Source organism: Acinetobacter sp. AOR01_HL (assembly GCF_027855455.1).
Classification (GTDB): Bacteria; Pseudomonadota; Gammaproteobacteria; order Pseudomonadales; family Moraxellaceae; genus Acinetobacter; species Acinetobacter baumannii.
Window position 1 is genome coordinate 31,831 of record NZ_JAKTIM010000036.1, and the last position, 11,603, is coordinate 43,433.

Here is an 11,603-nt window from a genome sequence, read left to right on the forward strand (position 1 = left end):
GTGTCCTAGTATGATGATTTAAAATGATGCGCAAATAAACCGCTAAGCTGTGGAATAAAATGGGCAGGGATATCATGCCCCATTCCATCAATTAATTCAAACTTAGCACCGGAAATTGCTTTTGCTACGGCCTTACCGTGACTCGGTGGAAGTAAGCGGTCACGAGAGCCATGCAAGACTAAAGTGGGTTGCTTAATTTCACGGTCCAGTTGCAGTAAGGAACCTGTACATAATATTGCTAAAAACTGTTGAAGTACACCAGCAGGATAGTAGCTACGTTGATAAAGTTTTCTTGCAGTTTGAACGGCTTCAATATGGTTAATATAACCAGGAGAACCAATCAATTGGAATAATTTTAAACTGTGATTCACAATTCCTTCTTCATCACGTGATTCTGGCTTGCCAATCAAGCTTAAAAGTTGCTTAGGGAATGGTGGTGGTAGAAACGGTTGATTATTACTGGTAAACATCAAACCTAATTTTTCTACTTTTTCCGGATATTTTGCAGCGAGAATCTGGGCAATCATGCCACCCATTGAGGCACCAATCACATGTGCTTTGCTTACTCCTAAACGGTCGAGAAGCATAGAAACGTCATCTGCCATATCATAGAGCGTATAAGGTGCACCCTGATTTCTTAGCCCTAAAGCAAAACGTCCCATCAATTTCATGGTATTTAAACGTTTACCTTGATGGCGGACTTTTGAAGAAAGGCCAATATCACGGTTATCAAAACGAATAACACGAAAACCTTGATCAATGAGTGATTTGCAGAAAAAGTCCGGCCAAAATAGCATTTGGGCACCTAAACCCATAATCAGCAAAATAGTCGGATGTTCTGGTTTTCCACCTACTTCTACATGTAGCTCGATACCATTGCCTAAATTGACTTTGGTTTCCTGCATAAATGGAGTGTACGGTGAAATACTAAATTGTAAGGCGCTATTCATGTTATTCATTCCTTGAGGGAATACTCAAGATCATGAGTATTCCCAATTTAAACCTTATGCTTGGGCAGGAATAAGATCTGGAACAAGCTTAGTTAAAGTTAAACGTTGCTTGCCTGCTGTTGCACCTAACAATACGAAACCACGCAATGTTCCTTCATTGTCAATTGCTTTGGCAAGCATACCATCGTCGAATTCTTCAGTTTCCCAATTTACATCCACATCAACCGGTGCCGGTAAAACTGTAAGCGGTGCAGCCGGAGTTTTTACCGCAACCGGCATAGCAGGGTAATGTACATTTGTTTGTTGACCACTTAATGTTTTTGCTAGAGCGCGGGCTTGTTGCATAATTGGCATTACATATGGAAGCAGGGTACCGTTAACTTCCGCACAGTCACCAATCGCATAAATATCTGCTTGATTGGTTTCAAGTAAACTATTGGTAATCACACCACGGCTGGTTTGAATATTTGCACTTTGAGCAAGAGAAATATTCGGTTGTAAGCCAATCGCTGAAAGCACAATATCAGCAACCAAAGTCTGACCATTTGCCAATGTAACCGCGTAATCTTCACCGTTATTGATTTTACTGACTTTTTCAACGGTTGTGCCTAAGGCAAATTTAACACCCGCTTCTTCAAGATTCTGCTGGAATGCTGAAGCAATGTGTGAAGGTAATAAACGGCCTAATGGTTGAGGCGCTAAATCAATTACTGTTACATCATATTCGCTATGAAGTAAGTCATTGGCAAATTCACAACCAATTAAACCTGCACCCAAAATCACAACACGTTTATCTTTGCGCTGAGCTAGATTTTCTCGGAAAGAACGATAGTCAATGAGTGAGTTCACCACATGGATGTCATCACTACCATCACCAGCAATAGCAAGGCGAATCGGGTTAGCACCGACAGCTAAAATTAATTTTGAATAGGGTTGCTGAGAAATAACGCCGTCTTTTTCTAGAACAAGTTCATGACGCTCAGCTAAAATTTCTTTCACCCAAGTAAAAGGTTCAATACGCATATTGAGTTGGGCACTCATTTTTGCAGCATCACCTAATGGAATCTGTTCTGGGGCTTTTTTTCCTGCAAAAGCGTTGGATAAGGTTGGTTTTGCATAGTTCACCGCATCATCCGCACAAATCATCACAAGTTCTTGCTCTGGGTTAAGCTTACGGAATTCACGTGCTAAGGTATAACCCGCCATGCCTGATCCGATAATGACGATTGGATGCATTTTTTTCTCCAGAATTAGAATTGTTAATTTAAAACGGTGATTGGTGATATATAAAAAAGACCATGTAAATCATGGCCTTTTAATTTAAGACATTAGATTTCGATCATTTCGAAGTCAGCTTTTGAAACGCCGCAATCAGGGCAAGTCCAGTCATCAGGAATATCTTCCCATTTTGTTCCAGCTGCAATGCCGTCTTGTGGCCAACCTTCTGCTTCATCGTAAATCCATCCACAAACGATACATTGATATTTTTTCATGAGACTCTCCGCACTGATAAGTTTGCTCAAAGCTGCCTTTCAGTAAAACTATTCCATCTATTAATAATTTAACTACGATCCGCTCAATAATAACTAATGTCGCTTTGATCGGATATCAAATTTTTACGCAGTTCTACATTTAAAGTAAAGCATATAAGGGAGTTTAATCATTCATAAGCAAAGATGAATGGCATATCGAGACAAATAAATGGTTATTTAGGCAAAACTTCAACATAAACACATAATAAATCATATGTTTTTATAAGTTTATTCATGCAAGGAGGCGATGAGTGATATGAAGGGTTACAAAAAGAGCAAAGCATTTATATAAATAAAGTTCTTAAAAAAGTAATCTGGTTAATAAATGTACAAATAAATTAATGTTTATATAAAACAGAAAAGTTTATGGAACACTTAATTAACGGAGAATAAGGAAGTCGAATATGGAAACTCTAATATATGAAGTAGAAATTAATGCCCCTATAGAAAAAGTATGGGACGTACTCTGGAATAGTGAGACCTATAATGCATGGACGAAATTCTTTGCTCCAGATTCTTCAATGCGCACAGATTGGAAAGTCGGTGGTAAAACATATTTTCTAGACGGAGAAGGAAATGGAATGGTTTCGACCATTGAAGAAATGAAAAAGCCTGAAGTACTAATTTTTAAACATTTAGGAATGATTAAAGACGGGAAAGAAGACTTGGAAAGTGAAGAGGTGAAAGGCTGGAGTGGTTCGCTAGAAAAATATTTTTTAAGTCAAAATGGGGATACTACAACGGTAAAAGTAGAATTAGCCACCTTACCTGAGTACATCGGTATGTTAAAAAGTGGCTTCGTTCAAGGCTTTGAAGCTGTAAAACAAATAGCTGAAAAATAAGTTTCTGTAATTTAACTTGTTATCTTTTTACATAATAAGTTTTTTGAAAATTATGTGTCATACGTAAATTCAAGCAAAATATTTTTTATGAATTTTAGTAATGAGATCATTAAGACGAGAAGGATAAGCAAGACGATGATGGCCTCCGTCATAAGTTTCTATTGTCATATATGGTGACAGTTTTTCCTGTACTTGATACATATCAAGTTGCTCGTCTCCTAACTCTAAATAGGCCATTTTAGGGTTAGAGTGGTCAAGATCTTCGTCACAAAGGTGAGGGTAATCATTACGAAAATTAGGCGTAAGGCTTGGGTTGGCAACAATAACAGCTAATTTATGTTGAGCAGCAGTTTTCAAAGCCCAATAACCGCCGAGGCTATGACCGACTAATAAATCAGGTTTAATTGTTTCAATCGCTTGATGATAAAAGTCTTTAACTGAAGCATAACTCAGGTTGCGATAATCAACATCAATACAAAATTTTTCAGGATGTAAAATGGCATGAAATTTTGTTGATTCACGAGAAGAATCCAAGCCATGTAAAAATAGAATTTTCATTATTTACTACACAATCTCATAGATAAAGTAAAAGGCAAAATAGGCCTTTTCAAATCGAGGTTATTTGGATTTTTTTATATTTTACTGAAACCTAAAAAAAATGAACTTAGCGATTGGTCTAAGTAATTTTTATCATTCAATGTCCACTCAGATTGACGGCTTGGACTTTTTTCGTTTTTGTTTGATTGAAATCATTCGAAAAACCTCAGCAATCTGTTAAGCTATGCCACTTCATTTTTACTTAACCGAGGCAGAGATGACGCAACAAAACGCTCAATCGACTTCTGAACCAACTATTTCCGAAAACGATTTAATTGCACAGCGTCATGCCAAATTAAAGCAAATCCAAGATGTTGCAAAGGAAACTGGAAAGAGTCCTTGGCCAAATACATTCAAACGTGAACATTACGCTGCTGATTTACAAGAACAATTTAAAGATCAGTCTAAAGAACAAATCGAAAGCGCTGAACATGTTTATGTAAAAGTTGCTGGCCGTGTCATGTTAAACCGTGGTTCTTTCATGGTGATTCAAGACATGACTGGTCGTATCCAATTATATGTTGACCGTAAGGGTTTACCAAAAGATACGCTCGAAACTATTAAAGGTTTAGACCTTGGCGATATTATTGCTGCTGAAGGTTATATCGGCCGTTCGGGCAAAGGTGACTTATATGTACACCTTGAAGGTTTTGAACTTCTTACAAAATCGCTTCGTCCATTGCCGGATAAATTTCATGGTTTGAACGACACAGAAGTTAAATATCGTAAGCGTTATCTTGACTTAATTGTGAATGAAGAAACGCGAAAGACTTTTGAAATTCGTGCCAAAGTCGTTGCTGGTATTCGCGCATTTTTAACTAATGAACGTTTCATGGAAGTTGAAACGCCAATGATGCATGTGATTCCGGGTGGCGCGTCTGCACGTCCGTTTGAAACGCATCATAATGCTTTAGATATGCCATTATTCTTGCGTATCGCACCTGAGCTTTATTTAAAGCGTTTAGTAGTGGGTGGCTTTGAGCGTGTGTTTGAAATTAACCGTAACTTCCGTAATGAAGGGGTATCAACACGTCATAACCCTGAATTTACCATGATCGAGTTTTATCAGGCATATGCTGATTATAAAGACTTGATGGCTTTGACTGAAAACATGCTTGAAAAGCTAGCACTTGATATTTTAGGTACGACTGATGTGCCTTACCAAGGCGAAGTGTTTAGCTTTAAAGGGCCATTCAAGAAAATCTCTATGTTTGATGCGATCTTGGAGAATAATCCGCAGTTCACGCCTGAAAATGTAGGCGATCGTGAATTCCTTGCAAAATTTGTTCGTGAGGAATTAAAAGAAGAAGTTAAACCTGGTTTTGGTTTAGGTAAGCTTCAAACAATCGTATTTGAAGAAACGGTTGAGACTAAACTTCGTCAGCCTACTTTTATTACTGAGTACCCAGCAGAGACTTCTCCACTTGCTCGCCGTAATGATGATAATCCGCACATTACTGATCGTTTTGAGTTCTTTATTGGTGGCCGTGAATTGGCAAACGGCTTTAGCGAGTTAAATGACCCGATTGATCAGGCTGAACGTTTCCAAGCGCAAGTTGCTGAAAAAGATGCTGGTGATGATGAAGCAATGCATTACGATGCAGAGTTTGTTGAAGCACTTGAATATGGTTTACCTCCAACAGCGGGTGAAGGTATTGGTATTGACCGTTTGGTTATGCTTTTTGCAGATGCACCAAGTATTCGTGATGTGATTTTGTTCCCGCATATGCGTCGTAAAGAAGGTTAATTTAATCTTCAATGCAGAAAAAGGCAGTTTATACTGCCTTTTTTATTAACTATTTATATATAAAAAATACTTAAGTTATAGAAAACTTAAAACACCGTTAAAAAATGTAATTGCACAGTTTAACAATTGCAAATTTGCGATAAAAAAATTAATGTGTTGCTCATAAATAACTTTGAGAATTGTGCTGACATGTTTTTAAGAAAAACACTTTCGATTGCATTATTAGCAACTGCTTCATCGGCTGTTTTTGCACAAGGTTTAGTGCTTAATAATGATGATTTACGTACCGACTTAAACTGGTTGAATCAACAAGGTGTTATTAACATCAGCACTTCTACTTGGCCATTAAGTGGTGATGAAATTCAAAGAGCTCTCTCTCAAGCTAAAGTGACTCATCCAGCACAGCAAAAAGTTATTAATTCAGTTCTCAATGCATTAAAGGCAGATAATGATACAGTTAAAGTGGGTGCTTTTGCTGAAACTGATATCAAAAATATTCCTCAAGCATTTGGTGATAACCAAAAATCGCAGTACCAAGGTTCATTAGAGTTTAATGCTGGTGGTGAAAATTGGGATGCAAAAATCCGTGTAAACGCAGAAAAAGACCCTCAAATTGATAGTGGACATGACGTTAATGTCGAAGGTTCATATGTCGCTGGTAAACTCTGGAACCAGTGGCTTGTTGCAGGTCAAATTCCAACATGGTGGGGCCCTGGACATGATGGTAGCTTAATCCGAGGCGATGCGAGTCGTCCTGTGTATGGGGTAACTATGCAGCGTGCTGTACAAGACGCTTTTGAAAATAAATGGTTGTCTTGGATTGGGCCGTGGCAATACCAATTATTTGCTGGCCAGTTAGATGATTATAAAGCTGTTCCTCATGCTAAATTATTAGGTATGCGTGTAACTGCGCGCCCAGTTCCTGCTTTAGAAATTGGCGCCTCAAGAGCAATTCAGATTGGTGGTGATGGGCAACCAGATAGTTTTAAAGCGTACTGGAATGCGGTTATTGGTAAAGACAATGGTTGTACTGAAAATAGTTGTGTAGGTGAAGACAACGCATCTAATCAGTTAGCAGGTTTTGATGCTCGATTACAATTGCAACCTTTGTTTAATATTCCAGTTAGTGTTTATGGGCAATATATAGGTGAAGATGAAGCAGGTGGTTTGCCATCGAAGAAGATGTATTTAGCGGGTGCCGATTACTCTTCTATGATTAATAACATGCCTTACCAAATTTATGCGGAATGGGCCGATACGCGTACTAATGGCGATGTAAGAGGTATTTCATATAACCATCATCAATATACAGATGGTTATTACCAACATGGCTTCCCATTAGGACATGCGATGGGTGGCGATGGACAAATGTATTCAGTGGGTGGTGATATCCGCTTTGATGTCATGAACCGTTTAAGTGGTCGTGCTATGGTAGTTAAAGTTAATCAATCTAACTTGGCAATTAATAAAGCATTCCCTAAAGATGATGAAATTAAAGCGCTTGATTTAACTTGGGCACATTACATCAAACCTGATCTTCCATTAAAAATTAATGGTTGGGTAAGTGATTCTGACTTAGAAGGTAATGATGCGGGTGCATCAATTGGAGTGGAAATTCCTCTAGAGCGTAAAATGTTTGATTTCTAATTTTTAGTTAACCTTATAATAAGAAAGAGAGGCTACAAAGGCTTCTCTTTTTTATTGTTTTTAGAGAAATCCAAAGCACAGATCATGATTTGCTTAAGTTGACTACACCAGTTACGATTTTAAAGTTATAAGTGAATCAGCATATTACATGTATATGATGAATTTGAATATCAATATGAAAAAACAAGCAAAAGAAAACAGTTTTAAATCACTATAATGCATAACTAATGCTATAAGCCTCATAAAGGGCTTGTGGTTGGACTATTTATCACGAAAAATTGGAGTTGTTATGGCACTCGTTCCTCCACATGGTCTTCTAAGTGGTGGTGTAATACCGCTTCTAGATTTTATGGGCAAAATGGATAGAGAAGGGCGTGTTCATGACTGAATCAAGACTTACACATCTCAAGCAACTTGAAGCTGAGAGTATTCATATTATCCGTGAAGTAGCCGCAGAATTTGAAAATCCAGTCATGCTTTACTCAATTGGTAAAGACTCGGCTGTGATGCTTCATCTTGCATTGAAGGCATTTTATCCTGCAAAACTTCCTTTCCCTTTATTACATGTAGATACGGGCTGGAAGTTTAAAGACATGATCGCGTTTCGCGATAACATGGCAAAAACACATGGTTTTGATTTAATTGTTCATCAGAATAAAGAAGGCCGTGAAGCAGGAATCAACCCATTTGATCATGGTAGCTCAAAATATACAGATATTATGAAAACCCAAGCTTTAAAACAGGCTTTGGATAAATATCAATTTGATGCTGCTTTTGGTGGTGCACGCCGTGACGAAGAAAAATCACGTGCGAAAGAGCGTGTGTATTCATTCCGTGATAGTAAGCATCGTTGGGATCCTAAAAACCAACGCCCTGAACTTTGGAATCTTTACAATGGTAAAGTAAACAAAGGCGAAAGTATTCGTGTATTCCCATTATCAAACTGGACAGAGTTAGATATTTGGCAATATATCTATTTAGAAAATATTCAAATTGTTCCTCTTTATTTCTCTGCTGTTCGTCCTGTTGTTGAGCGTAGTGGTACGCTTATTATGGTGGATGATGAACGCATGCGTTTAAAAGAGGGGGAAGTTCCGCAAATGAAGTCTGTACGTTTCCGTACGCTTGGCTGTTATCCATTAACAGGTGCAGTTGAGTCTGAAGCTGATACATTGCCAGAAATTATTCAGGAAATGTTATTGGCAACAAGTTCTGAGCGTCAAGGTCGTATGATTGACCATGATGAAGCAGGCTCAATGGAAAAGAAAAAGCAAGAAGGCTATTTCTAAGACAGTTTCTAAATTTGTGGAGTTTGAGCAATGTCTCATCAATCAGACTTAATCAGCCAAGACATTCTGGCTTATTTAAAACAGCATGAACAAAAAGACCTGTTACGCTTTTTGACTTGCGGTAACGTAGATGATGGTAAAAGTACTTTAATTGGCCGTTTACTTTACGATTCAAAATTGATTTATGAAGATCAATTGCAAGCTGTAACACGTGACAGTAAGAAAGTGGGTACAACAGGTGATGCACCGGACTTGGCATTACTTGTAGATGGTTTGCAGGCCGAGCGTGAGCAGGGTATTACCATTGATGTAGCTTATCGCTATTTCTCGACTGAAAAGCGTAAATTTATTATTGCTGATACACCGGGACATGAACAATATACCCGTAACATGGCAACTGGTGCATCGACTGCTGATCTTGCAATCATTTTGATTGATGCACGTTATGGTGTACAAACACAAACTCGTCGTCATACGTTTATTGCAAGTTTGCTTGGTATTAAGAATATTGTTGTTGCCATTAATAAAATGGACTTGGTTGAATATTCACCTGAGCGCTTTACTGAAATTCAGATTGAATATGATGCATTCGTGAGCCAGTTAGGTGACCGTCGCCCAGCCAATATCTTATTTGTTCCAATTTCTGCTTTAAATGGTGATAACGTTGTAAATCCATCGGCTCATACTCCTTGGTATAAGGGCCAGACTTTGATGAGTATTCTTGAGTCTGTGGAAATTAGCCGTGAGTCAAATAAACATGAATTCCGTTTCCCTGTTCAATATGTGAACCGTCCTAACCTCGACTTCCGTGGTTTTGCTGGTACTGTTGCTTTAGGTGAAATTAAAGTTGGTGATGAAATTGTAGCGTTACCTTCTGGTAAGCGTTCTACAGTTAAAGAAATTGTTACTTTTGATGGTAACCTTGAGCAAGCAGTTGCAGGCCAAGCAGTTACATTAACGTTGAACGATGAAATTGATATTAGCCGCGGAAACGTGTTGGTACGTGTAGGTGAGCAACCATTAATTTCACGTAGCGTTCGTGCTTCTGTGGTATGGATGAATGAGCATCCACTTGTAAAAGGTAAGTTGTACAATATTAAGATTGGTACACAAACCGTTCCAGCAAAAGTGACGAACATACACTACCGTGTAAATGTGAATACACTTGAGCATACTCAGGTCGAAGAGCTTGAGTTAAATGCAATTGCGGATGTTGTGGTTGAGTTCGATGCTCCAGTCGTGTTTGACCGTTATCAAGATTCGCGTTACACAGGTTCATTTATATTTATTGACCGTTTAAGTAACGTGACTGTTGGTGCGGGCATGGTAGAGGCGGCTGTAGAATGGACTGCTCATAGCAATGCTGTTACTGCCGAAGACCGTGCTGCTCGTTTAGGTCAAAAACCTGCCGCTATTGGTGTTTCTGCACAATTAATTGAAAAAGCTCAAGCTTTAGAAAGTTTGCTGATTCAGCAAGGTGTAGTTGCAATTGCAAAAGCAAGCTTAACAGCTGAGCAATTGGTTCTATTACGTGAGACGGGCGTAGTAATTATCACAACTTCTGTGGAAGGTACAGATACAGAGATAACTGCTGAAACTGTGGAAGAAGCAGTAGAAAAAATCGTGGGATTGGTTCGTCTTTAATAGATTGAAAATGAGTTCTAAAAAACCCGCGTAAGCGGGTTTTTTTATTGAGTTTAGAAAATATTTTGAGCTTTTAAAGTTAAATATTCTCTTAAATCTTTAGGATAGTTCTGAATCATCTTTAAAAATGTATCTCGATCACCTTGATATAAGGCACGTGTTGCTTCTTCATAATTTGGCATATTACCTAACATGGCAGACATAAAACGATCGATGGCTTGTTTGGCGAGCATAATATTGCCTTCAGAATTTGGGTTATTTAACTCTTTATCAATTAACTTGCGAATCACTGCTGATGCACTCGCACTTTGTTGGTCTAACCAATCCCAATGTTTTTTCTGTAAAGTGATTTCACGCGAAATTACGCCAAGTTTAGGTCGTCCAACTTTTTTAATTTCTTCCGGCTCAGCATAACGTTGTTGAAATTCTTGTTCCGAACCAGAAAGGTCAAGATCAATTTGTTGACCTGTTTGATCATTAAAAATCAGAATATTTTCCGTTGTTTTCGGAAGTTCTTTGAGTTTTTTTGCAAGTTCAACAAGGGAGTCACTTGCAATAAACGTGCTTCCAATGAAAGCAGTATAGGTGATTTTAATATTCATTTTAGCTGCATATTTTTATCAGGGTAAAATAATATTATCAGGGTAAAACTAATTTGGCAAATAGTAAAATTCATAACCAAAGAATTATCAGGTTTTGTGAATGTAGTCTCTGAGATTAGGACTATAAAAATAATCAAGATAATCGACCATTTAAAATTTTGTTCTGCTTTAATATTGCTTTTATGAGAGAATGTGTCTTTAGTTGTATGTATAAGGACTCCTATGTTTGAGCAATCTCCTGAATCTTTAAGCGATATCGAAATTTTAGACATTTTACAGTCGATGAAAAAAGATAAGCTAGATACGGAAGCACATGAGATCATCCGTAGCGGGGGGAAAGCAGGACGTCAGGAAGCGCATAAACAGGCTTTGGTAGCACTAAATACAAATTTTGAAGAGAAATTTGTAGAGGCAGTTACTCTTGCACTAGGTTTAAATGCAGCTCAAGCTAAAAAAATTCGCTATAAAAAAGATCGAATTCGTATTTTAAAAGCGCGTGGTATTGATTATTTAGCTATTGATGGGGCAGAAACAGCGCAAGTTTTGGCACAAATTTCACAAGCAATTGTTCGTGAAGATGGGATAGTTACCCATGACTTACATGATATCTTTCCATTTTGGAAAGAAGGTTGGCCAATGGTGCAATTTGATAATGCCTATAAAATTTTAGAAGAAGATATTACCTTGCACTTTCATGCGTTCTTAGATGCCATGATTGAGTATGTGAATAAATAAAAAAAGCCCCAATTGGGG

At 38.0% G+C, this 11,603-nt stretch carries 12 protein-coding genes; 7 read left to right on the top strand and 5 right to left on the bottom strand.

Annotated elements, in window-relative coordinates:
• Positions 1 to 5: 5 nt before the first annotated feature.
• The 3 genes from estB to rubA all read right to left on the bottom strand — a co-directional run bounded on the left by estB (position 6) and on the right by rubA (position 2,443).
• Positions 6 to 950, bottom strand: a complete 945-nt coding sequence (estB, locus tag MKL62_RS10740) for an esterase EstB (protein ID WP_001083350.1) — start codon at positions 948 to 950, stop codon at positions 6 to 8.
• A gap of 54 nt (positions 951 to 1,004) precedes the next feature.
• Complete coding sequence (rubB, locus tag MKL62_RS10745; RefSeq protein WP_000553407.1) at positions 1,005 to 2,186, bottom strand: rubredoxin reductase RubB; 1,182 nt, start codon at positions 2,184 to 2,186, stop codon at positions 1,005 to 1,007.
• A gap of 92 nt (positions 2,187 to 2,278) precedes the next feature.
• The gene (rubA, locus tag MKL62_RS10750; RefSeq protein ID WP_000760495.1) at positions 2,279 to 2,443 is read right to left on the bottom strand and encodes a rubredoxin RubA; all 165 of its coding nucleotides are present in this window, start codon (positions 2,441 to 2,443) and stop codon (positions 2,279 to 2,281) included.
• A 443-nt stretch (positions 2,444 to 2,886) separates the two neighbouring features.
• On the opposite strand from rubA, the gene MKL62_RS10755 reads away from it, so the two are divergent.
• The gene (locus tag MKL62_RS10755; RefSeq protein WP_005129331.1) at positions 2,887 to 3,324 is read left to right on the top strand and encodes an SRPBCC family protein; all 438 of its coding nucleotides are present in this window, start codon (positions 2,887 to 2,889) and stop codon (positions 3,322 to 3,324) included.
• Positions 3,325 to 3,393: 69 nt separating this feature from the next.
• Here MKL62_RS10755 and MKL62_RS10760 read toward each other — a convergent pair whose 3' ends face one another.
• Complete coding sequence (locus MKL62_RS10760; protein ID WP_000697203.1) at positions 3,394 to 3,882, bottom strand: YqiA/YcfP family alpha/beta fold hydrolase; 489 nt, start codon at positions 3,880 to 3,882, stop codon at positions 3,394 to 3,396.
• A 256-nt stretch (positions 3,883 to 4,138) separates the two neighbouring features.
• Between MKL62_RS10760 and lysS the strand changes: the two genes are divergently transcribed.
• From lysS to cysN, 5 genes are all read left to right on the top strand, one after another.
• Positions 4,139 to 5,668, top strand: a complete 1,530-nt coding sequence (gene lysS / locus MKL62_RS10765; protein ID WP_000193744.1) for a lysine--tRNA ligase — start codon at positions 4,139 to 4,141, stop codon at positions 5,666 to 5,668.
• A 189-nt stretch (positions 5,669 to 5,857) separates the two neighbouring features.
• Positions 5,858 to 7,315, top strand: a complete 1,458-nt coding sequence (locus MKL62_RS10770; RefSeq protein ID WP_270899762.1) for a capsule assembly Wzi family protein — start codon at positions 5,858 to 5,860, stop codon at positions 7,313 to 7,315.
• A 256-nt stretch (positions 7,316 to 7,571) separates the two neighbouring features.
• The gene (locus MKL62_RS10775; RefSeq protein WP_002011285.1) at positions 7,572 to 7,703 is read left to right on the top strand and encodes a hypothetical protein; all 132 of its coding nucleotides are present in this window, start codon (positions 7,572 to 7,574) and stop codon (positions 7,701 to 7,703) included.
• Positions 7,696 to 8,604, top strand: coding sequence for a sulfate adenylyltransferase subunit CysD (gene cysD, locus MKL62_RS10780; protein WP_000140408.1), 909 nt, complete (start codon positions 7,696 to 7,698; stop codon positions 8,602 to 8,604). Before MKL62_RS10775 ends, cysD begins: the two co-directional genes overlap by 8 nt.
• Before the next feature lie 30 nt (positions 8,605 to 8,634).
• Positions 8,635 to 10,248: a sulfate adenylyltransferase subunit CysN gene (gene cysN, locus MKL62_RS10785; RefSeq protein WP_005129327.1), complete on the top strand. Its 1,614-nt coding sequence runs from the start codon at positions 8,635 to 8,637 to the stop codon at positions 10,246 to 10,248.
• A 53-nt stretch (positions 10,249 to 10,301) separates the two neighbouring features.
• Here the strand turns inward: cysN and MKL62_RS10790 are convergent, their stop codons facing one another.
• Positions 10,302 to 10,850, bottom strand: a complete 549-nt coding sequence (locus MKL62_RS10790) for a DUF2239 family protein (protein ID WP_005129326.1) — start codon at positions 10,848 to 10,850, stop codon at positions 10,302 to 10,304.
• 222 nt (positions 10,851 to 11,072) lie between these two features.
• Here MKL62_RS10790 and MKL62_RS10795 point away from each other — a divergent pair, with 222 nt between their 5' ends.
• On the top strand, positions 11,073 to 11,585 hold the full coding sequence (locus MKL62_RS10795) for a hypothetical protein (RefSeq protein WP_002054476.1): 513 nt from the start codon (positions 11,073 to 11,075) through the stop codon (positions 11,583 to 11,585).
• Positions 11,586 to 11,603: the final 18 nt, after the last annotated feature.